Genomic DNA, 26,967 nt, shown 5'->3' on the forward strand with positions numbered 1-26,967 from the left:
TTATTCCTCATATTCTTCATAGCTTGGTGATGGCTTAGAATCTATACCCTGAAACAGCATTCTTTGCTCATTTGTTTGTGATTTTGGGGCAATAAAGCTTTCATTTTTGGAATCTTGCTTATAAAATGGTTTTGTTTTATAACCACAACCAGCGCACATCAACACAAAAATAAATGCTAATTGTGCTAAAATTACTTTATGAAAATAATTACTATGCGTCATATACTCTCCAATCTCAAGCAGGAATCCCCTGCTCTTGCTCACAAATTACAGCAACAAAGCGATATTGCGCGCTTCAAAAATATCTTTCTTACACCTCTTGAAAGAGAACAGATTCTCTTTATTTTTCCTAAAAATGACCAGCTTCTCTTTGCCTTCAAACATAAATCTCTGTGCATAGAATTTAATCATTATAAGCATAAACACATAATAGAGAGTTTAAAACAACACAAAGAACTCTTCCCTACATTGAGCTCTATTCAAAAAATATACGCTTATGTGCCAAACCATATTCTCACTCCGCCACTCCCACCATCTCCACCTATCCGCTTTTATGAACATTCTGATGGAGAATTTGAAAATCGAGCCAAAAATAAATACATCTATGATAAATTTGAATCTCTTCGTTTAAGCATTAAACGAATATGGGAAGCCCAAAATGCCACATAATACAAATACGCATAACCCAAACTTGCTTTTTACCCTCACTCACTTGCCTACACAATCAGGTATCTATCAGTATTTTGACAATGCGGGAAATCTCCTCTATGTAGGTAAAGCAAAGAATCTTAAAAATCGCATTAGAAGCTATTTTAGTATCCAAAATGAATGTATTGCACCAAAGTCAAACTTAAGCCCAAGAATCACACTTATGGTATCCCAAATTGCACAGATTCATACACTTTTGACAGATAGTGAGCAAGATGCACTTATTCTTGAAAATTCACTCATTAAAAGTCTTAAGCCAAAATACAACATTCTCCTACGTGATGATAAAACTTATCCCTATATCTATATCGATACTTCTTTGCCATTTCCACGATTTGAAACAACGCGTCAAGTGCTTAAATCACCAAAGATTCAGTATTTTGGACCTTTTGTTAATGGTGCAAGAGATTTGCTAGAAAGCCTCTATGATGTGCTACCGCTTGTGCAGAAAAAATCCTGTGTTAAAGGCAAAAAAGCGTGTTTATTTTTTGAGATTCATAAATGTCTAGCCCCATGTGAATCTAAAATTTCTAAGCAAGAATATGCCAAGCTTATCACACAAGGTATTGCTTTACTTGAAAACAAAAAAGAACTTATACAGATTCTAGAATCTAAAATGCATACCCTCTCCCAATCATTGCAATTTGAAGAAGCTGCCAAAATGCGTGATAGAATCCGTAAAATTTCACAAATGAAAAATCAATCTATTATCGATATGCGAAGTGGAGATTATGATGCCTTTGTCCTTGCAAAAGATACACAAGATAACTCTCATACACATATTTTAATGACACTTTTTATACGAAACGGACGCATTGTTTCAAGTGATTTTTCGCTTTTACACGATGACATACAAGATGAAAGTCTGCCTAACCTTTACACACAGGCACTTTTAAACACTTATAAAACCGCTTTGCCTCTTATGCCCAAAGAGATTCTTATACCTTATTTTCCTTTTACGGATTTATCTTCTTTAGAAACCCTCCTACAAGTCCAAACACAAAGCAATGTAAAAATCATTCAGCCACAAAAAGGCAAGAAAAAAGATGTGCTTACACTTGGACTAAAAAATGCTCTTGAAATCTTGCGTCTTCACAAGCAAGAACAAAATGAAGATTCTACACTTTTTGCACTTAAAGAGTTATGCACTCTTACAAGAATACCTTATAGAATCGAGGTTTTTGATACTTCTCATCATAGCGGTGTGCATAATGTGGGCGGTATGATTGTGTATGAAGATAATACCTTTTGCTCTTCGCAATATCGCCGATATGAATTAAGTGGAAGCGATGAATATACACAAATGAGGGAAATGCTTGAGCGTAGGGCAGCAAAATTTGAATCTAATCCTCCGCCTGATTTATGGTTACTTGATGGCGGGAGCGCACAGATTCATATTGCACTTGAGATTCTTCAAAGTGTGGGAGCAAATGTCGATGTCATAGCCATTGCCAAAATGAAACATAATGCAAAAGCTTATCGTGCAAAGGGTAAGGCACTTGATATATTACGCACTAAAGAATCAGAATTTAAACTAAAAACAAATGATAAAAGACTACAATTATGCCAAAAATTACGCGATGAAGCACATCGATATGCGATTAGTTACCATCGCCATAAAAAAACAAAAGACACAAATAAAGTGCAAATTATGGGAAACAATCAATATAGCAAAGCACAAATTAAACGACTTTTAGAATATTTTGGCTCTTTTAGTAATCTCCAAAATGCTCCGCAAGAGGAGATTAATGCCGTGCTTAAAAAACAATCCACACCTAAAGAATCTATATGAATTCACATTCTCTTTATGATAAGGCTTTACAGATTCTACAAGAGTGCTTCGCCAAAAATGAATCGCTTAAAAATGCAAAAGAACAAAGTCAAAATGCGTTATTTACACTTTTACAATCAAATCCAGATTCAGAAAATGATATTCGCCTTGCAATTTTGCATTTTTACGACCAATGTGGTTTAGGCTGTTTTGTGCATTATGATAAAAATCAACTTCAAATCATTACGCGTATCAAAAACCATACATACAACATTTATGTGCAGAGAATTTGTAATTTTCTCAAAAAACATAAAAATACACTTTATGAAAAAGAACCATCAAAAGAGGATTTGAAAAATTTTTTTGATTTTGTAGATTCTACACTTGATATACAATGCCAAAACACTAAAAAAGATATTATTAAAGTTGCTATAAGAAATGTTTTTAGGATACAACCACGAGATGGTTTGTTTTTTAAAGATGGCAATATTACACTTAAAAAATTTGACTATGAAATGGTGCAAACCAATCACGAAATACGCGATATGAATAACAAAATGCATATGAATGTCTTAAGCGTTGAGGGCAAAAAACGCATTGATAAGGCACTTGAATCTATCAATATTCAATCTCTTATTATGCAAAACACCTTACAGATTTTGCAAGATGATATTCATTTAACACAGATTGATAATATTCAATTTAATCAGCAATTTTATTTTTTTTCAGTAAGAAAATTACGAGTTTTTCTTGAAACTTTGCCATTAGAACATATCGATTCTGCTTCAAAAACAATGTATTGTATGAACTTAATACAGCAATATGCGTGGGTTATATTTGAAGTTGTAGCAAAAGAGCTTTTAGACCTATGTATGCAAGAAGATAAAAATGCGATTGCTTTTATTCATTTTTACAATGGTAGCTCAATCGAGCTTGGTGGGAATGTTTATACAAAACCGCTTATTATCGATAAAAATGGAAATCCTTGGACTTTGCCTAATATTCAAGAAATACTTTATCATAAGAGAAATGTAGAATTTGACATACAAAATATACAAAAACAAATTGATAATCTCCAGCAACGCATTCATCATATCTCAAGCACTATGACTCAAGATGAAATCGCACTTAAACTCAATACAACAAAATTAGAATCTTGTAACAATAGCTTAGAAGCTAAAAACAAAACATTGCGTTTGCTCGTGGATAAAAAATCCCCAAAAGATAAAATTGACACTTTGAGTAAAGAAATTAATACAATCATACTTGATAAATCTCAAATACTTACAGATATTGAAAAATTACAAAAGAATATCAATGCCCTCAATGAAGAACATATCACATATCTCTCATCGCAAGAAAAACTACAAGAACAAGTAAGTTATGCGCTCAAAAAAAATAAAGATTGCTTCTTGCAATATGATTTACTCTTACGCGCTTTAGCTGATGCTATCGCTAATGGAAAGGAACTTGTATGAAAAATATTGTGCTTTTATTTATTGATAAAATCTCCTTTCAAACAAAAACAACCATTTTAATGTGGATTATCAGCATAGGTTTTGCACTTATCATAGGTGTAGGACTACTCGCGCTTATTGGATTAAAAAGTGAATTTGACATAAGCTCGTTTCAAAATCACAATATTCATATGCTAATGCCTTTAGCTAAAAGTGATACATATAATGAAAATGAGCTCCCAAATCTCCGACATATATGGGAGCAATACGCACTTTATAATACAAATAAAAATGTTGATTCTTTAAGCATACATTTGCGTGATTGGTATGCACAAACTTTTATGCTTGAACAATACAATCAAATTCGGAATTTACTCCATAGAGAACATTTTATTGGAGAATCTATTGATAAAGCTTTTGCACAAAATGACACATTCACTATTTCCTCTTTGCTAAAAGAGCAGCTTATCCTTTCTTTTGATATTGCCTTTTATGACAAAAAAATTACAGATTCTCTTTATCATCATACTTTTATTATTCTCACAATTTTTATATTTATTGTAATTGCAACAATTATGATGCTAACACTATCCATTCGCCGCTCAATTGATGCAAACCATCTCCTTTTAGAGCGACTTGTAGATTCTAAAACAAAACAATTACAAGAGATTAATGCAAAACTGCAAGAATCAATTCATTACGAAGTCGAGCAGAATCGTAAAAAGGACTTGGTAATGTATCAACAAGCAAGACTTGCCTCTATGGGTGAAATGATACAAAATATTGCTCATCAATGGCGACAACCGCTTAATTCCTTGACAATGCTCATACAAAGCTTTAAAAGCAAAGCTATGCAAAACAAGCTTGATAATGACTTTGTGCTACAGCAAACAGAATATGGTATGAAAATCGCCACAGAAATGTCAAATGTGATTGAAAATTTTCGCAATTTCTTTCTCCCAGAGACAAATACAGAATCCTTTGCCTTTGCTGAAAGTATTGAAGATGCTATTATCCTTCTCAAAGAACGTTTAAAGGAAAATTCAATTCATATTGATGTGGTGATTAAAAAGAAAGGTTTAAGTATTGATAGCTACCAAAACTCGTTTAAGCAAGTGATTTTAGTCCTTATCAACAATGCTATTGATGCGCTCAAACTCAAAGCACAAAATGAAGAAAATTTTACAGATCCACGTATAGAAATCTTATTAAGCAAGGTAGGATATAATATTGTCATTTGTGTGAGAGATAATGCTGGCGGAATTGCTTTAGAGGATAAATCAAAAGTGTTTGAGCCTTATTTTACTACTAAGCACAAATCTGTAGGCACAGGCATTGGACTCTATATGGCAGAGCAAATCATTGAACGTCAATTCAATGGTGATATCAGCGTATCAAACACACAATGGGGAGATTCATATTTTGGAGCAGAATTTACAATCCATATACCAATATACAAGGAGAAATAATGACACCGCCTGAGACATTAGATAAACTCACTATTTTGTATGCTGAAGATGACATTGATACGGCAAATCTCACAACTATGGTGCTTGGAGATTACGTAGGACGTTTGCTTGTTGCAAAAAACGGACAAGAAGCACTCAATCTTTTTAGGCTTCATAAAGTTGATTTAGTCCTTACAGATATTCTTATGCCTAAAATGAATGGTATTGAACTCATTGATGCAATACGTCATTCAAGCATACACCCCGATGTTCCCGTAGTGATTACCACTGCACACACAGAGACAAAATACCTCCTTGATGCAATTAGATTACGTGTAGATGGCTACATCTTAAAACCAATTAATATCGAGGAATTATTTCATATATTACACAAAGCAATATTACCCTTTTTGCAAGCTGATGAAATTGCTTCAAAAAATCTTCTTATTAATGCGATTGCTACCTTTGTAGGTGGTAAAAAAATTGCAATTATTCAATTTCTTTTAGAGCATTGCGATGAAGACAATATTTTCTATGGCTCTTATGAAAATATTATTGAGCATTTAAATGTCAGCAAACCCACCATTGTTAAAACTTTCAAGCAACTTATTGATACAGGGATTCTTATCAAAATCAAGAATAAAGTCTATAAAATCCACCCCGATTTAAGCAAAAACATCAAAAAGGATACACCCTAAAAGTGTGCAAACTCTTGACACGCAAGAAAGTTTTATATAAAATCAGCATTTTATTTTATCTCTTTGCAAAGAGACTTCATTTAGAGTATTTAAGAGACTTAAATACTCTATACTTCTTAAACTTCACTAAGGAATCTTATGGCAGACAATAAACGAACTCATACTCCCGTAGAAGGTTATCAGCTAGAAGAATTACGCACAAAAAGCATCAAACAACTTATTGGTATTGCTGAAGAAGTAGGGGTAGAAAACCCTAGCGATTATCGCAGACAAGATCTTATTTTTGAGATTCTCAAAGCTCAAGTCAATCAAGGTGGTTACATACTCTTTTCAGGTATTTTAGAAATCACGAATGAAGGACACGGATTCTTACGCGCACTCACAGAAAGTCTCGCTGATAGTCAAAATGATACTTACATCTCACAATCACAAATTCGCCGCTTTGCTTTGCGTAATGGCGATATTGTAACCGGGCAAGTGCGCGCACCAAAAGACCAAGAACGTTATTATGCTTTGCTAAGGATTGAAGCAATTAACTATATGTCGCTTGAGGAAATAAAAAATCGCCCACTTTTTGATAACCTCACTCCTCTTTTTCCACAAACACAGCTTAAACTAGAATACGACCAAAACAAAGTAACTGGCAGAATGCTAGATTTATTTAGCCCTATCGGCAAGGGACAACGCGCACTCATTGTCGCTCCTCCACGCACAGGAAAAACAGAACTTATGAAAGAATTAGCACACGGTATCGCACACAATCACCCAGAAGTAGAACTTATGGTGCTTTTAGTCGATGAACGTCCAGAAGAAGTAACTGATATGGAGCGTAGCGTTAAAGGGCAAGTATTTAGCTCTACTTTTGATATGCCTGCGACAAACCATATCCGCGTAGCTGATTTGGTTATAGAAAGCGCAAAACGCAAAGTAGAAATGGGTAAAGATGTGGTCATACTCCTTGATTCTATTACGCGTTTAGCGCGTGCATATAACGCTGCTACACCTTCAAGTGGTAAAGTCCTAAGCGGAGGAGTTGATGCAAATGCCTTACACAAGCCTAAACGTTTCTTTGGTGCAGCACGCAATATTGAGCAAGGTGGAAGTCTTACTATTATCGCTACTGCTTTAATTGAGACAGGCTCACGAATGGACGAAGTGATTTTTGAAGAATTTAAAGGCACAGGCAATAGTGAAATTGTCCTTGCACGTTCAATCGCCGACCGCAGAATCTATCCTGCATTTGATGTGCTTAAAAGTGGAACACGCAAAGATGACCTTTTGCTTGGTAAAAACAATCTTACCAAAGTATGGATGCTTCGCAATGTAATGCACACAATGGACGATGTCGAGGCATTAACCTTCATTTATTCTAAAATGAAGCAAACAAAGAACAATGAAGAATTTTTAAATATGATGCAAGAATAAGCAAGGGTTTATAATGCGAGCAGGTGTTTTTGATAGTGGTGTTGGTGGATTAAGTGTGCTTAAAAGTCTCATTAATGCGAAGTTTTTTGAAGAAATTATTTATTATGGCGATACCGCGCGTGTGCCTTATGGTGTGAAAGACAAGCAAACTATCGTGCGTTTTTCACTTGAAGCCCTTGATTTTTTCGCACCACACAATATTGATATTCTCATCGTTGCGTGCAATACCGTGAGTGCTTATGCCCTCAAAGAAATGCAAGCAAAGAGTAAGATTCCCATTGTTGGCGTGATTGAACCAGGTGTTTTAGCTGTGCAAAATAAACTAAAAAATACAGATTCTCAAATCCTCATCATTGCTACACGCGCAACTATTAACTCCGGCGAGTATGAAATGAGATTACGTAAAATTGGCTTTTGGAATCTTAAAAGTCTAGCGACAGGGCTTTTTGTGCCTATGGTAGAAGAGGGAATACTAGAAGGTGCAGTGCTTGAGAGCACATTTGAACATTACTTTCATTCCATTAGCACACCACCAAAAGCAATTATTTTGGGTTGCACACATTTCCCACTTATTGCTAAAGCCCTTGGTGCGTATTTTAAAGACCAAAGTATCCTTATCCATTCAGGTGAAGCAATTGTAGAATATTTAGAATCCCACCTCTCTCTCACATCAAGGCACAATTTAAAATCACTGCAATTTTATGCAAGTGAGAATCCTGCTATGCTCACTAAAATTGCGCAAAAATGGTTAAGCTAATCGTGCTTTAAGCCTTGTGAAATTGAGCGTATCCTTACTCATTAGGCTTCCTCCCCGCACTATGCCACTCTCATAATTATACACCTTTAGCCCTGCTCTAAGCGCATTTTGCACGATAGATCTACTTTGAGAATATGTCGTAACAATACCTTGTGAGCGCAAAAGAGACACAAGGAGTGAAAAATATGCCTCACTCCATAAGGCAGGATTTTTCTTTGGACTAAAAGCATCTTGGTAAATAATATCAAAACTCTCCTGTGGCAATATATTAAGCATTTCAAGCGCATCACCCTTATAAATATAAAACTCACATATCATTTTATTAATAGTAATACGATACACATTTATTGTGCAAACTGGTGCATTTGCAAAAAATAACAGAATCTCTTCCATATATACTTTATAAGGAGCAAAGAAAGGTGGATAGTCAAAGTCAAGTAATGCGTAAAAAATCGCCTCATCTTGCTCGGGAGAATAAATTCTTAATGTTCCCTCATAGCCTTTTTTGCATAACATTGCAAGAAGAGTGAAGCTATTATAACCTAGCCCAAAGCATATATCAAGCACGTTTATTGTTGTTGGCAAAGATTTAAAAACATATTCTAAATGTGCTAAAGATGGATAAATATGTTTATAGAGTGTCTCACTCAATGCACCATCTTTTAAACTATGGTAGCATTCATCAAATGCTTTATTATAAGCACTTAGACTTCCATCACTACTTTGCCTTAACCAATCATTAGATTTCACTTTCAATGTGTCTCATCATTTGTTATCTCATAACCATTTTTTAGAATCCACCAGCTTAAAGCTTTACCTTGCTGCAATCGCTTATAAAGAGATTGTGCAAGTTCATTATCATTATGATAAGTCATAGCCTGATGAAAATATTCAATCCCATTATCTTGAGTATAAATAAATCTATCAGTAGCCACAGCAAAATATCCAAATGCGCTATCTTTTTCACTAAGTGCGATGACACTATCATTACCTACAAGTGGGAAGCCAAAGCTACGATACACATAGTCTTTAGGCGCAACAAGTTCTACAATACTTGGCACAATGTCAATATGTGAGCCGATATTCGTGTGTTTTTTAATCTCAAGCGCAGGAGAATAAATAATCAATGGAATCGTATTTCTCACTTTCAAGGAATCTTTATTTCTTATATATTCTCTATCATAATGGTCGCCTGTAATGACAAAAAGAGAATCTGGAAGCACTTGAGAGATTTCTTGGATAAAGCGCGTTATCATCTTATCTTGATACCATATATGTCCTAAAAGTTGCTCATCTTGCTTTCTATACTTACCATCTACAAGAAATTTCTTAATCTCATCAAGCGGCACTTTAAACTGCTCTAAAGGCACATCATAAGGTGGGTGATTAGAAGTAGTGAGTATCATATTAAAGCTTGGTGTATTTCTGTGTTTAAAAACATTATCTCGCACAAGGCTATATAAATAATGATCGTATGCTCCCCATAAGCCCTCAAATGGAGAGGGGTAGCCATTAAGCTTTGCGTGATCGATAATATGCACATTATAATACATATTGTCAAAACCTTGTGTTGCAGTATATCTGTCAAGTTTTTGCCAAATCCCACTTCCACCATAATAAAAATTTGTTTGATAGCCTAAATCTTTCATAATTACACCCGGTGCTGTAACAAAAGGTTGCAACACCCCAAGGAGCGAATTAACAGGGATTTCTGTTTGGAATAATCCTGTCAGCTGCACATCTAGGCTTTTGATTGTTGAAGACCCATTTTGCAAAAATACACCAATTTTTGCACCGTGCGCATCTTCAAGCAAAGATTTTAATCCTGAAGTCAAACCAATCTCATCAAATTCTTTATCAAAATGCCATTCACTCAAAGATTCAGCAACAATATAAAATATATAATCAATCTTTTTTTCACTCATATTACTGACTTTTTTTGCAAGTAACTCTCGTAAATCATAATGCGTTTGCTCTGTTTCAAGCTCAAAATATTCTTTCACAACTTCAAGCGGTGTCTGCTCACTATAATCACTAAATGTAGAATTTGAAATTTTTGTGTATCCCCGATAAATAAGGTAAAGATTCCTAAAAGCACCTGTAGAAACCTTACGCAAAAAAGTATTGTCTATAGGCTTAGCAATTTGGTCTAAACTTACACCTTGAAAGCTAAATGCGGAATTGATAGAAAATGTCATTAAAAGAATAAAAACAACAAGAAAAAAGACAGAAGCAATGAGCGATTCTTTGCCTGTAGAGCGAGAACGAATTGAGCTTAGTGAATCATAGCCATATTCACGCGTAATTCTGCCAAAGATTCTCGTGTAAAACCACATAAAGACAATGCTTAACCCAAGCCATAGCACGACTTTTGTGCTTATACCATATTGCCCACTTATGCCTGTTTTAAAAATTGCCTTTTGGTCATCAAAAAGTAATCCTAAAAGATTTGCGTTAAAGACATCATCAAAAATTTCATAAAATACAATCTCCGAAATCCCTATAAACAGCGTTAAAAGCACTACAAAAAAGGCATAAATCCATAAAATAGTCCATCGAAATTGTGTCCAAAAGAATATTAAACCAATGAGAAAATAGAGGATACTAAAAACTGCAACACTGCGAGAATCATAGCGTAATCCATCAATAAAAGTATCAATATACTCACCAAAGCTTTTTACTTCACCGATAGCATTATGATATACCCCACTATAAAGCACAAAGCAAAGCTTGATAACAAAAAACAATACAAACAAAAAGAAAGTAAAAACAATTGATTTAACAAGTAATTTTTCAAACCATTTTCTTTCCATTTTTCCCCATTCCTCTACAATATATTTTTATTAATATTCCACTAAACCGCCACAACAACGCAATAATACAACCCACCCATAAAAATGGGTCAATGATATAGTTTATAATACTTATCTGCCCTAGAATCCCCAACTGATAGCCTAAAAGAGATAAGATTAATCCATAACCTACTAACTTACAAAAATAATAGGAAACAAGAGATAGAATGAAATATAAAAAAACTTGAATTTTAAACTCTAAATGGTAAATATCTATAAAACCATAGCCTAAAAAACTTATATAAATGAATACTCCCAATATAATCCATATATATTGTATATTTGATGGAAAAAAGTAATGAGATTGTATGTAATATAGAACCTTCAAAAATACAGAATCTGATGCAATATATTTATTGTGCTTCTTCATTATCTTTATAGAAACAAAGCGCACAAACCACCATAAACATATAAAAACAAGTATTAAACTTGGCACATCAAAAAGCGCATATATATATGCACACGTGCTCCACCCAAACCAAGGCAAATTAAAAGCAAAGAGGCACAAAAAGACACAAGGAACAAGATAACGCAATGCAAGATTTTGCAACACAAATACACAAACACTCAAAAAGATAAGGTTTATCATTACACATACAGCTATACTCATTATCCTGCCCTTACTTATTCTCTTTTTGTAGAGATTGCGCAGATTCTATAAGAAGCGATTTTGGCACAAGAGCAGTCCTAATATATTTACGCCCATAAGTATAGGCAATATGCACGAAATCCTCACTCTCTGCTACGCTAGGATAGGATACCTCATCGTTAAGAAGCATATCAACACGCATAATGGGAGAAAAATGCACCTCTTGCTCATCAAGACTTTGTGTTAAAAGTTTATAAATCCACAATTCTTCTCGTCTATTGCCCTGCTCCCTGCCTTGATTATGAAGTAAAAAAATAGAATTTAGCACATTAAAAAGCACCGAAGAGGAATCATAATTCTTAAGATTGCTTGGTTTTGAATCTGCACATATTGTGCTACATTCACTTACAAAAAGCGTATTTTCATAGGCTTTATGATTGCGATAAATTCCTAACACTGAATGCTTATCCAAAGGCACAAAACTTGGCTGAAGTTGAGATTTAAGCTGTGTAGGACGTAAAATGGAAGTAAGGCTAAGTGATGAATTAAAATCAAGCAAAAGCGGATATTTATGCGCAAGTTCGTGATAAATTGGCAAAATAAATCCACCATCATCTTTAAGCAGGGCAGGAGTGCGCACAAGATGAGAAAAATTAAGCAAAGGGCTCAAATGCAATTCTTTGATATAATGCAAAGATTGAAGATTACGCTCTTGATTGTCTTGTTTGTATGAATCTGTGCTATCTTTTTGGTAAGTAGATTCTAACAAAAGCCAATAGATTTTACTTGTAGCCCAACCACCCATACTTACGCCTACTACAAACAAATGCACTCTGCCCTGCATATCTACAAAAGTAATAGGATTCCCTAACTTTTTAATAAACTTGCCACTTAAACTTGAAAGCATTGGTGCATCTAAAAGAAGCGTTGGCTCACTCCAATGCCCGATTTTATTAGAATCTACGCTTTGAATCTGCCTTTCATTCTTAAAATCTCTCTCAAAAGTAAAAAAGCTTTGATAAATCCCTACATCTCTTGCACCCTCTCTGCTTCCTGCAAAATAAAGCAGCATAAAATCCTTATCACTCACATTTGAGACATTAACAATCGCGCTTGCGTGTGCTTGAGCTTGAGAATTAGGGACATCAAAATAGATGATAGATTCTAAATTGAACGAGGGGAACGGGCGGTAGCTGTTCTTTGGAAACACCAAAGTCTGCTTTGAAAGATCAAGATAGGTAGAGGGTGTCTCATCAGTCTTAAGACACCACCAAACACTTAAACAAAGTATAACGATAAAAATACTTGTCTCAATAGCATTTTTTAGCAAATTTATTCTACTTCAAAAGTGTTTTAACAAATTGTGAAATGCGTCCAATACCTTCTTTAAGCTGCTCCAATGAGCACGCAAAAGAAAGGCGCACAAAGCCCTCCATACCAAAAGCTACTCCAGGGACAAGAGCCACACCCTGCTCCTTAAGCAATGCTTGGCAAAATGCCATAGAATCTGCACCATATTGAGGCAATGCGGAAATATTAACAAACAAATAAAATGCACCTTGAGGTTTATTTACACTAAGATTCTGTATATTATTAATCGCATCACAAGCAAAATTCATACGCTCTTCAAATGCCTTTCGCATTTCTTCTATATCATTATCCGCTTCACCTTTTAGTGGCAAAATAGAAGCCTTTTGTGTAATAGAATTAATATTGGAAGTGCATTGACTTTGAAGGTTATTCATTAGTTTAACAAGTTTTTTGTCTTTGCAGGCAAGATAACCTATGCGCCACCCTGTCATTGCCACAGATTTACTCAAACCATTGATTGTGATTGTTCGCTGCATCATATCATCATTTATAGCCGCTACAGATACAAATTTCACACCATAGACAAGTTTTTCATACATTTCATCACTTATAACCCAAATATCTGTGTCTTTCAGCACTTCAGCTAGTCCCTCTAGCTCTTCTTTTGTATAAACCATACCTGTAGGGTTAGATGGAGTATTAAGCACAAATATCTTTGTTTTAGAGGTAATAGCCTTACTTAATTGTTTGGGCGTAATTTTAAAATCATTTGATTGTGTTGTCTGCACGATAATAGATTTCCCACCACTAAAAGTTACAAGTTCCGGATAAGTAACCCAATAAGGAGAAGGAATAATCACCTCATCATCTGAATCTACCAATGCTTGAAAAGCATTAAAAAGTGAGTGCTTTGCACCATTACTTACAAGTATCTCACTGCTTTCATAAGAAAGATTATTTTCACGCAAAAGCTTACCCTTAATTGCATCAAGCAAGTCTGGAATCCCTGCTACTGCAGTGTATTTAGTAAAACCACTCTTTAAAGCCCTAATTGCTTCATCTTTGATAATTTCAGGTGTATCAAAATCAGGCTCACCAGCTGAAAAACTAAGAATATCTTGTCCTGCCGCCTTTAATTCCCGTGCAAGAGAACTAATAGCAATTGTTGTGGATTCTTGTAAGAGTTCTACACGTTTTGCATAAGTCTTTTTCATTTTTTCTCCTTATTTTGGGTTATTCTTTAATATCTGCAAGTTTAAGTGTAAATTCTATCTCACCTTTACTTAAACGCATTTCTTTCGCAATCGCATCAATGCTCCAACCATCACGGAACATACCGATGATGCGTTTTTCATCAATATTTGTATTTGAGCTTGGAAAATAGCCAAACTCACGGATTTTTTCCTCTATACTTACAATTTTCTCCTCTATATAATCTCGCTCTTTATTGACTTGAGCTTCAAGAATCTCTATCTGACGATATACTTTAACGAGTGCATTATTCACTGCATCAATGCTTTCTGTCTTGATTTTATTATGAAGTGCTGTCGTGCTTAATTGGTTTTCAAGCTCACTATCTTTAATCCATTTGTGAATCTTAAAAATCTCATTATTAATATCCTCCATACCCTTTTCAAAACGTCTTATGCGCTTATTTATCTCAAAATTGCGGGTATAATTAAAAAATGCAACAAGACATACAATACCAATAGATATGAGTCCTAGAATCATACTTAAACTACTCATTGAAACCCCAAACATCTCCTACTCCTCTATTTTATGTAAATTTTTAGCATTGACAATTGCTAAACGTTCCATTTGAACTACAAAATTATCAAAATCCCCCACATCATTATGGTGCATACGTTCAAATTTGACGATTCTTTGATGGATTGCTGAAGCAAAAATACTAACATAACGTTCTGGAAAAATAGGTAAGAAAATGCGTAAATAATATTCTTCCCCTACTTCAAAGACATTCGAAGGCATACACAGCACACTATGCCCTACAAAATCTGCTATACTTTCAGATTCTAAAGGAATGTATTGTGTTGTTTTATTACGCAACATTTGCTCAATAGTCTCTACTTTACGATAAAGCTCCACAAGTAGCTCTAATAGCACCTCGTCAGTTTCTTCCATGCGATTTCTTGATTTATTTTTATTAAGCCATTGCGTAATAGATCCATAACGATGATGCGATAGAGCAACAAATTCCTTGTTAAAAGCCGCTTGATTATTCTCATTGAGTTTTGAAAATGCTACCTCAAGCTCACAAGGAACAATACGCGTATAAATACCACACTGCTCAAGTATGCCTTTAATCTCCATACATAACCCCTATTGAATCTACTAAAATACAAATAAAAAATATCATACCCAAATAACCATTAGTAACAAAGAAAGCTTTAGGTATATTTTTTAAATGCGCGCCTACTAAATATTGTTCATAACATAACATACAAGCAGCTAATGCAACACCTATTTGTGCAGCAAATCCCAAATGTGCTTCATATACAAAACCCACCCAAAATCCTACTGCAAGCAAGTGGCATAATCGAGAAATCCATAATGTAGCGTTTATCCCAAAATATGCAGGAATAGAATGCAGATGATTATCCTTGTCAAACTCTATATCTTGAATGGAATACAATAAATCAAATCCTGCTACCCAAAATAACACTCCTACAGACAAAAATACACTCCACAAAGTAATCTCGCCCATAACAGCAATAACTCCAGCAATAGGAGCTAATCCTAAACATACACCAAGCACCCAATGCGCCATAGCACTAAAACGTTTTGTATAGGAATAAAATGCTAAAATTATCAAAAATGGCACGCAAAGATAAAACGCAAGTGTGTTAATAAAATAAGAAACACACACAAAAATAAGGGCATTAAATACATTAAACACAATAAGCGCAGCTAGACTAATGCGCCCATCGACACTTGGGCGTTTATTTGTGCGTAAATTTCGGGCATCAATATCTCTATCCTTAAGACGATTAAAGCCCATAGCAAAATTTCTCGCACTTATAAGTGCCAACACACAAAGAATAAAGGTCTCCCACCCACACCACGGAATCTCATATTTTTGCATACTTGCTACAACTATTGCAATAAGAATAAAGCTACTTGAAAAAATTGTATGCTCAAAAGCGACAAGGTCGCTAAAATTTCTTATCTGCCTACGCAATGATCGAAACATAACCATCAATTTATCCCATTCCTTTTTTGTTTTAAAATTTTATTAAATCTTTCCTTATTTTTGATTCTTTTAATAAGGCAAATTTAAGGTAAAAAAGTAAGATTTTAGACTACCTTACCAAAAAATAAGCTAAAATTCTTGCAAAATAAGGCAAAATCGTTTAATATATTGCGATTCTAAAAATGGATTTAAGTTTCTCTACAAAAAATATTATAGATTCTTAAAAAGGGAATTTTTTAATAAAGGTCTTAAAGGATAAAGCCAAATGGATAAATTGAGCTATATAGATATAGGGATATTGATACTACTTATTTTACTTTCACTTAAAGGCATTTGGCAAGGTATTATTCGAGGTTTAGCAAGTTTTTTAGGAATATTACTTGGGATTTTTTTTGCTTCAAGATACTACAATGAGGTTGGAAATTGGTTTGCACAAAGTATTTATGATTTCAATTCATCTGACCTTAATGCACTTGTAGGCTTTCTTATTGCAATTACACTTATTTGGGCAAGTTTTTTACTTGTTGGTGAGATTATCTCGCGTGTAGTCAAATTTTCACCTCTTGCTGTGCTTGATGGAGCACTAGGGTTAATATTTGGATTCTGTAAGGCATTCTTACTTATCTCTATTATTGTATTTGGTATTTCACAAATTGGATGGCTTAAAAGTTTTTCACAAAATATTGAGCAAAATAGCTTAATTTTTCCGATGATGAAAAATCTTGCTGTGCATATTATGAATTTTAAACAAGTGCAAGAAATTGCAAACAGCGTAGAGAATCTTTATGATGACGGTGCTAAAGAAATTCAAAAACAACTTACTCCTCCAGAAAAAAATGACCAATAAGGTAAAATCCTATGTTTTCAAACTTTTATGTTCAACAACGTATCAAAAAAATGGAGCTTATGCGGGAAGAGGGGCTTAATCCCTACTCAAATAAAACTACACGCACTATTACTAATTGCGATTTTTTAAGCAAGTATCATCATCTTAAAACAGAATCTGTAAATTGTGCGACAGATTCCACACAAGAAACACCTGCCCAAAACAAAGAAATGGAATCTATTGTAGGACGTGTGCGTTTTATCCGTCTAATGGGAAAAGCTTGTTTCATTAAAATTCAAGATGAAAGTGGTATCCTCCAAGCATATGTGTCAAAAAATGATATTGGAGAAGATTTTTCCCTTATCAAAAAAATACTTGAAGTTGGAGATATTATCAATGTCAAAGGTTATGCCTTTGTAACAAAAACAGGAGAATTAAGTATCCACGCACTTGAGTTTCAAATTCTCACCAAAAGCATTGTGCCACTACCCGAGAAATTCCACGGATTAAGCGATATTGAGCTACGTTATCGCCAACGTTATGTAGATTTAATTGTAAATGAGCAAGTAAAAGAAACTTTTAAACTTCGTAGTCAAATTGTTTCGTGCATACGGCAATTTTTTGAACAAAAAGGATTCTTAGAAGTAGAAACACCTATGCTTCACCCAATCCCTGGTGGTGCAAATGCTCGTCCTTTTATCACTCATCATAATGCACTCGATGTAGAGAGATATTTGCGTATTGCTCCAGAACTTTACCTTAAACGTCTTATTGTGGGAGGATTTGAAGCTGTTTTTGAACTTAATCGTAATTTTCGCAATGAGGGCATAGACCACTCACATAATCCAGAATTTAGTATGATTGAATTTTATTGGGCTTACAAAACTTATGAAGATCTTATCACTCTCACACAGGAACTTTTTACTTTTCTGCTTAATAAGCTAAATCTACCACATATTTTAAAACACAACGATCAAGATATTGACTTCTCACAATGGTGCATTATAAGTTACCAAGACGCATTAATTCAAATTGGTGGTTTAGAAAAAAATATAATTGAGGACAAAAACAAACTCTTTACTTTTCTTAAAGATAAACATCTTAAAATAGATGAAACAATGTCCTATGGCAAGCTTTTAGGTGAGGCATTTGATGAATTTGTTGAGCATAAACTCATCAATCCGACTTTTATTACGCAATATCCTATTGAAATTAGCCCTTTGGCTAGACGCAACGATGAGAATCCTAACATTGCTGATAGATTTGAGCTCTTTATTGGTGGAAAAGAGATTGCAAATGGTTTTAGCGAACTTAACGATCCCATCGACCAACTTGAACGATTTAAAGAGCAAGTTAAAGCAAAAGATGCAGGTGATGAAGAAGCACAATATATGGACGAAGACTATGTATGGGCACTTGCCCACGGTATGCCCCCTACAGCAGGTGAAGGTATAGGTATTGATAGGTTAGTTATGCTCTTAACTCATACAAAAACGATTAAAGATATAATTTTCTTTCCTGCATTAAAGCCAACTAAAACAAATTTTGATATAATACTTTCTAAAGATACATTATCTAATGCTCAAACAAGCAAGGAGAACTAATGAATTACTCAATGAAAGAACAAGATATTGAGATATTTCAACTCATAGAAAAAGAACTTGAGCGGCAAAATGACCATCTTGAAATGATTGCAAGTGAAAACTTTACATTTCCTAGTGTTATGGAAGCTATGGGAAGCATTTTAACAAACAAATATGCTGAAGGTTATCCTTATAAAAGATATTATGGAGGCTGTGAGTTTGTTGATCAAATTGAAGAAATTGCAATCGAAAGAGCAAAAAAACTCTTTGGTGCATCTTTTGCCAATGTGCAGCCACATTCAGGCTCACAAGCCAATGCTGCTGTTTATGCAGCACTTCTTAAACCTTATGACAAAATTTTAGGTATGGATTTAAGCCACGGTGGACATCTCACACACGGGGCTAAAGTTAGCACTTCTGGGCAATTATACCAAAGTTTTTTCTACGGGGTAGAACTCAATGGTTACATTGATTATGATAAACTTGCCTTACAAGCACAAGTTGTGAAACCTAATATCTTAGTATGTGGTTTTTCAGCCTATACAAGAGAACTTGATTTTAAGAGATTACGTGAAATTGCAGATTCTGTAGGGGCATATCTTATGGGAGATATTGCTCACGTAGCTGGACTTGTTGTCGCAGAAGAATATCCAAATCCTTTTCCACATTGTCATATTGTTACAACCACAACACATAAAACACTCCGCGGACCTCGAGGTGGTATAATTCTTACTAATGATGAAGAACTATATACCAAAATCAACAAAGCGGTTTTTCCGGGCATTCAAGGCGGACCACTTATGCACGTTATTGCAGGAAAAGCGATAGGATTCAAAGAGAATCTCAAACCAGAATGGAAATTATATGCTAAACAAATAAAAGCAAATATTCAAGCTCTTGCAAAAGTGCTTACAAAGCGAAATTATGACCTTGTAAGTGGTGGAAGCGATAATCACCTTGTGCTTATGAGTTTCTTAAATAATAACTTTAGTGGTAAAGATGCAGATTTAGCTTTGGGCAATGCAGGAATTACAGTGAATAAAAATACAGTGCCAGGTGAAACTCGTTCGCCTTTTGTTACAAGCGGTATTAGAATTGGTTCGCCAGCCTTAACTGCACGTGGTATGAAAGAAAAGGAATTTGAATGGATTGCAGAGAGAATTGCGGATATACTTGATGATATTCAAAATATCGACTTGCAAGCTAAAATTAAAGCCCAAATCAAAAATTTTTCTCAAGATTTCAAGATTTACGATAGAGCAATTTTCTAGGGGGAGGAACAATCGTGACAGAAATGGATTTGAAGCTAATCAAAATGGATACATCACATTATTATAAACGCGTCAATGGATTGGGGACAAAAATCAATCATATGGGAAGGATTCTTTATGATAAATATGAAAAAGTAGATGCTATGCTTACTTCTATGCTTATTGGCAAACACTTTCGCAAAGAAATTGTGATTGCACACTCACTTTTACTTGCCAAAGGAGCAAAAGTAGAAAATATCGTATTTGACTATAATGGGCGCAACCCAGAGAGATTTTATCATCGTGCGCAACTCCTTTTGCGTGAAGAGGGTTTTTTGAACTTTACAGCATTTTGCTCTAAAACACCTGGTCATCTCCATCTTTACATACATAAAGGACATACTGAAATCAACGAAGGCAAACGTTTAGCCAAAACTCTTTCCCTGAAACTAGCACAGCATTGCCCTAAAGAATGGAAAGTGTTTCCAAGTGATGAAATGCCACCAAACTTTAACATCTTAGCTTTACCTTATGATGTTTATGCAAAAGAACGTGGTGCAGCTTGGGCAAGACATATGTAATTATAACTTATCTTTAATAAGGAGTAAAAATGGAAACAAAACGAGAGTTAAATGATATTTTAATTAATGATGATGATTTACAAAAGCAAAACAGAACCAAAAAACTTATGATGATGATTGCAATGGCATTAGTTTTTTTATCTATTTTAATTGCAGTCATTTTTATTATCACACGTGGTGAAGAGGAGCTTGGTGAGCGTGAAGTAGCAGCAAATAATGGTTTAACACCCATCGAAAGTCCAAATGAGTTTGTAAATGTTCCACTTAATGATAATGCAAATGAAGAGGCTGACCCTTTTCAGCAGATTCTTGACGATATTCGTAAGCGTGAGCAACAAAATAATACAAATACTCAAGTAGCACAAACAACTACGCCGCCACCTGTAATGCCACCTGTGCAAAATCCACCAGCCACCTCTAAACCAGCTCAACCTACACAACCAACCGCAGATAGTAAAAAACCTGCTACACAGCCCGTGCTTCCAGCTAAACCTAGCACACCTGTTACACAACCAGCCAAATCTACTACGCCAGTAAAGCAGAATCCAACAAAACCAGCAGAAAATACTCCACCAGTTAAAACAACATCTGCAAATAAACCTACTGCGCCAGCAACAGCCACAAATAATATTGCAAATATGTTTGAAGATGTTAGCACTCCTCGTATGGATACTTCAAAAAATGGAAATATTGCAGAAAAAGGATTCTATTTGCAAGTTGGTTCTTTTACAAATAAGCCAAATGAGGAATTTTTAAAGAAGATCAGCAATTATAGCTATCGCGTATATGAGGGCACATCTAATGGACAACCCACTACAAAGTATCTCATTGGTCCTTATTCTTCACGCACTGAAGCAAGTAGAGACTTACCAAATTTCAAAACCCTAGTCGCTGACCCTGTGCATTTTGAGGTAAAATAACATCTTGTTATGGATAAAACTTTTGGACTTATCGGCGTAGGTGGCTTTGTTGCCCCTAGACACCTTCAAGCCATTAAACATAATTATGGTAAGTTGATTTGTGCTATCGATAAACACGATTCTGTGGGAATTTTAGATAGTTATTTTCCAAATGCTGATTTTTTTACAGAATCTGAGCGTTTTGAGCGATACCTTGATAAATTAAAGCGTAATAATAAACCACTTGATTTTATAAGTATTTGTTCTCCTAATTACCTCCACGATACACATATTCGCCTTGCCTTACGCAATGGCTCTTGCGCAATTTGTGAAAAACCAATCGTTCTTAATCCGTGGAATCTTGATGCCCTCATACAGGCACAAGAAGAAAGTGGATATAAAATATATACGATTTTACAACTCCGACTCCACCCGAGTATCATTGCCCTTAAAGAGCGTGTAAAAGCCCAACTTAATAAAGAACCTCATAAAATTTTTGATATAGATTTAAGCTATATCACGGCTAGAGGTAAATGGTATTTTCATTCGTGGAAGGGTGATGAAAGCAAAAGTGGTGGAGTTGCCACAAATATTGGTATACATTTTTTTGATATGCTGCTTTGGATATTTGGTGCTTGTAAAGAAAGTATTATTCATATCCGTAATGAAAGAAGTGTGAGCGGTCTTCTTATTCTAGAACACGCTAAGGTGCGGTGGTTTCTATCTATTGATGAAACACTTTTGCCTGATGAGTGCAAAGCACAGGGCAAAAGAGTATATCGCTCCCTTACTTTAGAAAATGAAGAATTTAGTTTTAGTGATGGTTTTAATGACTTGCATACAAAAAGCTACAAAGAAATTCTCTGTGGCAATGGTTTTGAATGCACCGAATCTAAAGCAGCAATCGAGCTTGTTTATCACATTCGCCATATTAAGCCCATTGGCGTAAAAGGTGATTATCATCCACTGAATGCAGGTTTATGTTAATGGCATATTTCATTCACCCAACAAGTATTATTGATGAAAATGTCATCATAGGAGAAGGAAGCAAAATTTGGCATTTTTGTCATATTCTTAGTGGAAGTATTATAGGTGCGAATTGCTCTTTTGGACAAAATTGTATGGTAGGCTCAAATGTTACTATTGGTAATAATCTCAAAGCTCAAAATAATATCAGTATTTATGAAGGTGTAACAATTTGCGATGATGTTTTTCTTGGACCAAGCGTTGTTTTTACAAATGTAATGAATCCTCGCTCTTTCATATCACGTAAAAATGAATTCAAACCCACACTCATTAAACGCGGTGCGTCTATTGGGGCAAATAGCACAATTATATGCGGTGTAGAAATTGGTGAATATGCCTTTATTGGTGCAGGAAGTGTAGTTACAAAGAATATCCCTGACTTTGCCCTCTGCATAGGAAACCCTGCTCGGCAGATAGGTTGGGTAGATAAAGCAGGAAATCGCTTAGTATTTGATAGCTCACACATTGCTTATGATAGCTATGATAACAGCACATATCGTCTATGTGATAACAAGATTCTAAAGTTATAGTATGATAGCATCACTTCCCACATTAGAATCTGCACATATTGCCGTCATTGGCTTAGGTTATGTTGGATTGCCTCTGCTTATAGCATTAAGCAAACATTACCGCACAATTGGCTTTGACATTAATCCCACACGTATAGAATCCCTCAAAGATGGTATTGATGAAACACAGCAAGTCCAAAAAAATGAAATTTTAGAATCTCAATGTCTTTTAAGTAGCACACTTTGTGATATTGCAGAAGCAAATGTCTATATCATTTGTGTGCCAACACCCATTGATGAATATAAAGTCCCTGATTTATCTGCACTCCTTTATGCAAGTGAAATTGTTGGTAAAGTGCTGCAAAAAGGGAATGTTGTTATTTATGAATCTACAACCTACCCTACCTGCACAGAAAATGAATGTAAAAATATACTTGAAAATGCCTCATCACTCTACTGCAATCAAGATTTTTATCTTGGTTACTCACCCGAGCGTATAAATCCTAGCGACAACTCACACACACTCACACAGATTTGTAAAATTACTTCAGGTAGCACACTAGAGGCAGCACATTTTGTAGATTCTCTCTATGCCTCAATTATTACCGCAGGAACGCATTGTGTTTCTTCAATAAAAACTGCAGAAATGACAAAAATCATCGAAAACGCACAACGCGATTTAAATATAGCCTTTATCAATGAAATGTGTATGATTTGCGATTATTTAGATATTGATGCACTTGAAGTGCTTGAGGCAGCAAAAACAAAATGGAATTTTCTTCCCTTTACTCCGGGCTTAGTTGGTGGGCATTGCATAAGCGTTGATCCATACTATCTTACGCATAAAATGAATGCTATTGGTTACATTCCGCAAGTAATTAGTTCTGGGCGTCTTATTAATGATACTATGCCTCATTTTATCGCACAAAAAATCATTAAGCTAATGATAAAATCTCATATCCAAGTGCTTAATGCGCGAATACTCATACTTGGTATAACTTTTAAACAAAATTGCCCTGATATACGCAATTCTAAAGTCCCGCTTGTAAAAAAAGAACTTGAAGAATTTGGTGCAAAAGTAAATATTTATGACCCTATTGCTAACTATGAACAAGTGCAAAAACATTATCAAATTTCACTTATCAAATCTCTACCTGCAAAGCAATTTGATGCCATTTTTCTTGCTGTGCCACACACTCCATTTCTCTCGCTTAAACGCACAGATTTTGCCAAAGAACAGCACATCTACTACACACTTACTCCACATACACTTTTATAGAATTGCCATATAAGTAAAAAATCCAAACCCCAAGATATGGAGCATATAATACAACTTTTTTATATAAATTGCCCCAATCGCACATAAAGCAAAAAGACAGAGAAACCACCACGGCGTATAAAATTCTATGGAATGCAAATTAAGATTCATAGCCCATTGTAAAAAGCTATCACACAAAGCACCAAGCCCTACAATATGTGCTATAAGCATAGCAGGGAAAAATATTACAAAAAGCAAACTAAGCAAAATACTTAATGCAGACAATGGCGTAAAATAAGGAAAAAACCAATGCACAAGTGGCAGCATATCTACAAAAATTAGTGTATTAAATAAAAGTGCATATCCCATTTTTTGCCAAAATCCACGATATAAAGGGATATAGCGCACAAAAAGATAAATAAAAAACACGCCACTTACAGAAAGCCCAAAGCCTATACTAAAAACTAAACGTGGAAAAAGTGCCAAACATACACATACAACAACAAAAAGCAATCGAAAGCTCACAAGATTAATCCCGCTATACACGACTAAAAATCCACATACTGCCATCACAAACGAACGCAAAAAAGAAGGTGAAAAATCAAGCACTAAAAGATACACAAAAAGACACGCTAACACAACAAATCCTATATCAAAGTATTTATTGCGATAACTTAGTTTTTGATGAAAGATTCTGTATATGAGGGTAAAAATCCCACCAAGTGCAAAGCTTAAAATCCCTAAATGGAATCCACTAATAGCAATTAAATGTGCAATTCCTAGTTTATTGCTTAAATCTCTCCACTGCTTTGGAAGAAAATCAGCCATAAAAAGTGTTTTATACAAAGAAGCAATCAAAGGTTCAGTATGTTGAGACTCTATCCATTTGCGTAAAAAATCCCTATAATCGCGCTTTGACAGCAAAGACATATAATAAGAGGTAAAAAAACAATGCTGCAAATAACTCACAAAAGAACATTCTAATCTCTTACCATAGATTCTTACAAAACGATGAGAGAGATCTTTGATATCCTCCTTGCTTGTTGTGTAAAAAATCTCACCTTGCTCTGTTTTAAGTTTTAACACCTGATAAGATTTGCCATTTTTGTATTTCGTGTATTGTGCAAGCACTTGTGCGTAAATCTCTTGTGTATTTTGTGGAGCAGTAAAATGCGTATAAGAGCGATATTCTTGCAAAATACTCACTGCAAATACAAAAGCACAAATACATATAAAAATAGCCCACTGCCCCCTAGAACTAAAAAGCTCCACATTAAAGGGGGAATGGTTGGGTTTAAGAGAATCTTGCACGATTTAAAAAATATTTGGCATTTCAACTTGTGGATCAGATTCTCTATTTTGTTGCATTTGCTGCATAAAAACCTCACCATCAATGCTTGTCTCCCTCATATCATACTCTGCTTCTTTTGGTTTATCCTCAAAACGCGTATAACGTTTATTAAATTGAATCTCAATAGTTTTTACTTCACCATTACGATTTTTTGCAACAATAACTTCAGTAGGTTCAATTTCACGCTCTTGATGTTCAGGTTTAAAATCTTTTTCCTTGCCTTCTTTTTTTAACCTTGCATATCGCTCTTTATCTTCACGTTTCTTATAAATATCCTCACGATATAAAAATAAAATTACATCGGCATCTTGCTCTATCGCCCCAGAATCTCGTAAATCCGAAAGAGTAGGACGTTTATCATCTCTGCTTTCCAAAAGACGATTAAGTTGGGAAAGTGCAACAATAGGCATTTCAAGCTCACGCGCTAACATCTTAAGCCCACGTGAAATTTCAGCAATCTCTAATTGCTTGCTCTGCTCACCCTTGCCCCCATTCATCAACTGCAAATAATCAATAATAGCTATACTAATTTCAGGGTGCTGTCTTTTTAATCGGCGCAAACTTCCTTTGAGTTGTGCAATACTTAAAGAAGACGCATCAACAATATGAAGTGGTTGGAGTGCCATTTTGTCCGCTACTTCAGTAAGTTTGCTTAACTCTTCATTTGTGAGATTTGCAGTGCGCAAATTCTGCAAAGCAATAGAAGCTTTCGCGCTTAACATTCTCATACCAAGCTGTAAATAAGGCATTTCAAGACTAAAAATCACCACACCCTTATGTGAGTCTAAAATATGCTGCGCAAGATTCAAAACAAAAGTCGTTTTTCCCATTGATGGTCGAGCACCAATAATGATTAAATCCCCATTATTAAACCCTGTCGTCAATCGATTAAGCTCCCTAAAACCTGTATCAAGCCCCACCACAACATTATTACCACGATTTTTAAGTTCGATGAGATAATCGATAACACCACTTGCAATTTGTTCTGCGCCATACACATTACTTTCTGCCTTACCAAGCGACACATCAGAAAGTTTGCGTGCCACTTCATCAATAATTTCTGTAGCATTTTGATTATTATCAAGTGATTTTTCACGCAAAAAGTTTGCTAAAGTCTGCAACTCGCGTTTTATGCTTGCCTCTTTAATTTCAGCTATATATGCTTCAATATTTGCGATTGGATTAAGTGCGAGAATCTCAAGCAATTCTTCTTGTGTGATTTTTTTGTGTGGAGGTTTTTTGCTTAATAATATCTCACTTTCAATAGGGAGATTATTTTTACTCAAATAAACACACATTTCAAAAATATCACGATGAGAGGGGAGGAGAAAATCATCGGCTTTAATTTCTGCGGCAATTTCTTCAAATTTTTCCGGAGAGAAAAAAATTGATGAAAGAACAATTTTTTCAATCATAATAATAGGCTCTTGCATATCACACTCCTTCAAATCAAAGTG

At 35.0% G+C, this 26,967-nt stretch carries 26 protein-coding genes; 15 read left to right on the top strand and 11 right to left on the bottom strand.

Annotated elements, in window-relative coordinates; translation table 11 throughout:
• Window positions 1-222 carry a hypothetical protein gene (locus LS65_RS04390; protein WP_034362588.1) on the bottom strand — a complete coding sequence of 74 codons (222 nt, stop codon included), beginning with the start codon at window positions 220-222 and terminating at the stop codon, window positions 1-3.
• Between LS65_RS04390 and LS65_RS04395 the strand changes: the two genes are divergently transcribed.
• From LS65_RS04395 to murI, 7 genes are all read left to right on the top strand, one after another.
• Window positions 214-669, top strand: coding sequence for a hypothetical protein (locus LS65_RS04395; protein WP_201274329.1), 456 nt, complete (start codon window positions 214-216; stop codon window positions 667-669). The genes LS65_RS04390 and LS65_RS04395 overlap by 9 nt on opposite strands.
• The gene (gene uvrC, locus LS65_RS04400; RefSeq protein WP_034362583.1) at window positions 659-2,500 is read left to right on the top strand and encodes an excinuclease ABC subunit UvrC; all 1,842 of its coding nucleotides are present in this window, start codon (window positions 659-661) and stop codon (window positions 2,498-2,500) included. Before LS65_RS04395 ends, uvrC begins: the two co-directional genes overlap by 11 nt.
• Window positions 2,497-3,957, top strand: a complete 1,461-nt coding sequence (locus LS65_RS04405; RefSeq protein WP_034362580.1) for a hypothetical protein — start codon at window positions 2,497-2,499, stop codon at window positions 3,955-3,957. The genes uvrC and LS65_RS04405 overlap by 4 nt, the downstream gene beginning before the upstream one ends.
• Window positions 3,954-5,405, top strand: a complete 1,452-nt coding sequence (locus LS65_RS04410; protein WP_034362578.1) for a sensor histidine kinase — start codon at window positions 3,954-3,956, stop codon at window positions 5,403-5,405. The genes LS65_RS04405 and LS65_RS04410 overlap by 4 nt, the downstream gene beginning before the upstream one ends.
• Window positions 5,405-6,082: a response regulator gene (locus LS65_RS04415; RefSeq protein WP_034362576.1), complete on the top strand. Its 678-nt coding sequence runs from the start codon at window positions 5,405-5,407 to the stop codon at window positions 6,080-6,082. The genes LS65_RS04410 and LS65_RS04415 overlap by 1 nt, the downstream gene beginning before the upstream one ends.
• A 138-nt stretch (window positions 6,083-6,220) precedes the next feature.
• Complete coding sequence (gene rho, locus LS65_RS04420) at window positions 6,221-7,507, top strand: transcription termination factor Rho (RefSeq protein WP_034362573.1); 1,287 nt, start codon at window positions 6,221-6,223, stop codon at window positions 7,505-7,507.
• A gap of 13 nt (window positions 7,508-7,520) precedes the next feature.
• Window positions 7,521-8,264 (top strand): glutamate racemase, encoded by a 744-nt coding sequence (gene murI, locus LS65_RS04425; RefSeq protein WP_034362571.1) that lies wholly within the window; start codon window positions 7,521-7,523, stop codon window positions 8,262-8,264.
• Here murI and LS65_RS04430 read toward each other — a convergent pair.
• Genes LS65_RS04430 through mqnP form a run of 8 tightly spaced genes read right to left on the bottom strand, consistent with a single transcriptional unit; the run spans window position 8,256 to window position 16,227 of the window.
• Window positions 8,256-9,014 (bottom strand): MnmC family methyltransferase, encoded by a 759-nt coding sequence (locus tag LS65_RS04430; protein ID WP_034363337.1) that lies wholly within the window; start codon window positions 9,012-9,014, stop codon window positions 8,256-8,258. The two genes, murI and LS65_RS04430, sit on opposite strands and share 9 nt — an antisense overlap.
• 2 nt (window positions 9,015-9,016) lie before the next feature.
• The gene (locus LS65_RS04435) at window positions 9,017-11,077 is read right to left on the bottom strand and encodes an LTA synthase family protein (protein ID WP_236096624.1); all 2,061 of its coding nucleotides are present in this window, start codon (window positions 11,075-11,077) and stop codon (window positions 9,017-9,019) included.
• A complete protein-coding gene (locus tag LS65_RS04440; RefSeq protein ID WP_034362568.1) occupies window positions 11,058-11,726 on the bottom strand; it encodes a hypothetical protein in 669 nt (222 codons plus the stop codon). The genes LS65_RS04435 and LS65_RS04440 overlap by 20 nt, the downstream gene beginning before the upstream one ends.
• Window positions 11,727-11,736: 10 nt before the next feature.
• Complete coding sequence (locus tag LS65_RS04445) at window positions 11,737-13,035, bottom strand: sialidase family protein (protein ID WP_236096625.1); 1,299 nt, start codon at window positions 13,033-13,035, stop codon at window positions 11,737-11,739.
• A 7-nt stretch (window positions 13,036-13,042) separates the two neighbouring features.
• Window positions 13,043-14,230: a pyridoxal phosphate-dependent aminotransferase gene (locus LS65_RS04450; protein ID WP_034362566.1), complete on the bottom strand. Its 1,188-nt coding sequence runs from the start codon at window positions 14,228-14,230 to the stop codon at window positions 13,043-13,045.
• A gap of 19 nt (window positions 14,231-14,249) precedes the next feature.
• A complete protein-coding gene (locus LS65_RS04455) occupies window positions 14,250-14,777 on the bottom strand; it encodes a hypothetical protein (protein WP_034362563.1) in 528 nt (175 codons plus the stop codon).
• 3 nt (window positions 14,778-14,780) lie between these two features.
• Window positions 14,781-15,347 carry a hypothetical protein gene (locus LS65_RS04460; protein WP_034362560.1) on the bottom strand — a complete coding sequence of 189 codons (567 nt, stop codon included), beginning with the start codon at window positions 15,345-15,347 and terminating at the stop codon, window positions 14,781-14,783.
• The gene (gene mqnP / locus LS65_RS04465; protein WP_034363330.1) at window positions 15,337-16,227 is read right to left on the bottom strand and encodes a menaquinone biosynthesis prenyltransferase MqnP; all 891 of its coding nucleotides are present in this window, start codon (window positions 16,225-16,227) and stop codon (window positions 15,337-15,339) included. Before mqnP ends, LS65_RS04460 begins: the two co-directional genes overlap by 11 nt.
• Before the next feature lie 265 nt (window positions 16,228-16,492).
• On the opposite strand from mqnP, the gene LS65_RS04470 reads away from it, so the two are divergent.
• From LS65_RS04470 to LS65_RS04505, 8 genes are read left to right on the top strand one after another with little or no spacing between them, the layout of a single operon-like run.
• On the top strand, window positions 16,493-17,074 hold the full coding sequence (locus tag LS65_RS04470) for a CvpA family protein (protein WP_034362558.1): 582 nt from the start codon (window positions 16,493-16,495) through the stop codon (window positions 17,072-17,074).
• An 11-nt stretch (window positions 17,075-17,085) separates the two neighbouring features.
• On the top strand, window positions 17,086-18,657 hold the full coding sequence (gene lysS, locus LS65_RS04475) for a lysine--tRNA ligase (protein ID WP_034362555.1): 1,572 nt from the start codon (window positions 17,086-17,088) through the stop codon (window positions 18,655-18,657).
• The gene (locus LS65_RS04480) at window positions 18,657-19,907 is read left to right on the top strand and encodes a serine hydroxymethyltransferase (RefSeq protein ID WP_034362552.1); all 1,251 of its coding nucleotides are present in this window, start codon (window positions 18,657-18,659) and stop codon (window positions 19,905-19,907) included. Before lysS ends, LS65_RS04480 begins: the two co-directional genes overlap by 1 nt.
• A 14-nt stretch (window positions 19,908-19,921) precedes the next feature.
• Window positions 19,922-20,467, top strand: coding sequence for a DUF1882 domain-containing protein (locus LS65_RS04485; RefSeq protein WP_034362550.1), 546 nt, complete (start codon window positions 19,922-19,924; stop codon window positions 20,465-20,467).
• Between the two features lie 29 nt (window positions 20,468-20,496).
• Window positions 20,497-21,387, top strand: coding sequence for an SPOR domain-containing protein (locus tag LS65_RS04490; protein ID WP_034362548.1), 891 nt, complete (start codon window positions 20,497-20,499; stop codon window positions 21,385-21,387).
• 9 nt (window positions 21,388-21,396) lie between these two features.
• Window positions 21,397-22,353, top strand: a complete 957-nt coding sequence (locus LS65_RS04495; RefSeq protein ID WP_034362546.1) for a Gfo/Idh/MocA family oxidoreductase — start codon at window positions 21,397-21,399, stop codon at window positions 22,351-22,353.
• A complete protein-coding gene (locus LS65_RS04500) occupies window positions 22,353-22,922 on the top strand; it encodes an acyltransferase (RefSeq protein ID WP_034363328.1) in 570 nt (189 codons plus the stop codon). The genes LS65_RS04495 and LS65_RS04500 overlap by 1 nt, the downstream gene beginning before the upstream one ends.
• Window position 22,923: 1 nt before the next feature.
• Window positions 22,924-24,180 (top strand): nucleotide sugar dehydrogenase, encoded by a 1,257-nt coding sequence (locus tag LS65_RS04505; RefSeq protein ID WP_034362544.1) that lies wholly within the window; start codon window positions 22,924-22,926, stop codon window positions 24,178-24,180.
• Here the strand turns inward: LS65_RS04505 and LS65_RS04510 are convergent.
• Entirely contained in the window at window positions 24,175-25,431 is a 1,257-nt protein-coding gene (locus LS65_RS04510) for a ComEC/Rec2 family competence protein (RefSeq protein ID WP_236096626.1), read from the bottom strand. The genes LS65_RS04505 and LS65_RS04510 overlap by 6 nt on opposite strands.
• A gap of 42 nt (window positions 25,432-25,473) precedes the next feature.
• On the bottom strand, window positions 25,474-26,943 hold the full coding sequence (locus LS65_RS04515) for a replicative DNA helicase (protein ID WP_034362541.1): 1,470 nt from the start codon (window positions 26,941-26,943) through the stop codon (window positions 25,474-25,476).
• Between the last annotated feature and the right edge of the window lie 24 nt (window positions 26,944-26,967).

It is taken from the genome of Helicobacter japonicus (genome assembly GCF_000762845.2).
Lineage (GTDB): Bacteria > Campylobacterota > Campylobacteria > Campylobacterales > Helicobacteraceae > Helicobacter_C > Helicobacter_C japonicus.

Excerpts from the sequence above, each read along its gene's own strand:
- LS65_RS04395 (WP_201274329.1), top strand. The coding sequence starts at position 214 with ATGCGTCATATACTCTCCAATCTCAAGCAGGAATCCCCTGCTCTTGCT.
- LS65_RS04390 (WP_034362588.1), bottom strand. The coding sequence starts at position 222 with ATGACGCATAGTAATTATTTTCATAAAGTAATTTTAGCACAATTAGCA.
- uvrC (WP_034362583.1), top strand. The coding sequence starts at position 659 with ATGCCACATAATACAAATACGCATAACCCAAACTTGCTTTTTACCCTC.
- LS65_RS04405 (WP_034362580.1), top strand. The coding sequence starts at position 2,497 with ATGAATTCACATTCTCTTTATGATAAGGCTTTACAGATTCTACAAGAG.
- LS65_RS04410 (WP_034362578.1), top strand. The coding sequence starts at position 3,954 with ATGAAAAATATTGTGCTTTTATTTATTGATAAAATCTCCTTTCAAACA.
- LS65_RS04415 (WP_034362576.1), top strand. The coding sequence starts at position 5,405 with ATGACACCGCCTGAGACATTAGATAAACTCACTATTTTGTATGCTGAA.
- rho (WP_034362573.1), top strand. The coding sequence starts at position 6,221 with ATGGCAGACAATAAACGAACTCATACTCCCGTAGAAGGTTATCAGCTA.
- murI (WP_034362571.1), top strand. The coding sequence starts at position 7,521 with ATGCGAGCAGGTGTTTTTGATAGTGGTGTTGGTGGATTAAGTGTGCTT.
- LS65_RS04435 (WP_236096624.1), bottom strand. The coding sequence starts at position 11,077 with ATGGAAAGAAAATGGTTTGAAAAATTACTTGTTAAATCAATTGTTTTT.
- LS65_RS04440 (WP_034362568.1), bottom strand. The coding sequence starts at position 11,726 with ATGAGTATAGCTGTATGTGTAATGATAAACCTTATCTTTTTGAGTGTT.
- LS65_RS04450 (WP_034362566.1), bottom strand. The coding sequence starts at position 14,230 with ATGAAAAAGACTTATGCAAAACGTGTAGAACTCTTACAAGAATCCACA.
- LS65_RS04455 (WP_034362563.1), bottom strand. The coding sequence starts at position 14,777 with ATGTTTGGGGTTTCAATGAGTAGTTTAAGTATGATTCTAGGACTCATA.
- LS65_RS04460 (WP_034362560.1), bottom strand. The coding sequence starts at position 15,347 with ATGGAGATTAAAGGCATACTTGAGCAGTGTGGTATTTATACGCGTATT.
- mqnP (WP_034363330.1), bottom strand. The coding sequence starts at position 16,227 with ATGTTTCGATCATTGCGTAGGCAGATAAGAAATTTTAGCGACCTTGTC.
- LS65_RS04470 (WP_034362558.1), top strand. The coding sequence starts at position 16,493 with ATGGATAAATTGAGCTATATAGATATAGGGATATTGATACTACTTATT.
- lysS (WP_034362555.1), top strand. The coding sequence starts at position 17,086 with ATGTTTTCAAACTTTTATGTTCAACAACGTATCAAAAAAATGGAGCTT.
- LS65_RS04480 (WP_034362552.1), top strand. The coding sequence starts at position 18,657 with ATGAATTACTCAATGAAAGAACAAGATATTGAGATATTTCAACTCATA.
- LS65_RS04490 (WP_034362548.1), top strand. The coding sequence starts at position 20,497 with ATGGAAACAAAACGAGAGTTAAATGATATTTTAATTAATGATGATGAT.
- LS65_RS04495 (WP_034362546.1), top strand. The coding sequence starts at position 21,397 with ATGGATAAAACTTTTGGACTTATCGGCGTAGGTGGCTTTGTTGCCCCT.
- LS65_RS04500 (WP_034363328.1), top strand. The coding sequence starts at position 22,353 with ATGGCATATTTCATTCACCCAACAAGTATTATTGATGAAAATGTCATC.
- LS65_RS04505 (WP_034362544.1), top strand. The coding sequence starts at position 22,924 with ATGATAGCATCACTTCCCACATTAGAATCTGCACATATTGCCGTCATT.
- LS65_RS04515 (WP_034362541.1), bottom strand. The coding sequence starts at position 26,943 with ATGCAAGAGCCTATTATTATGATTGAAAAAATTGTTCTTTCATCAATT.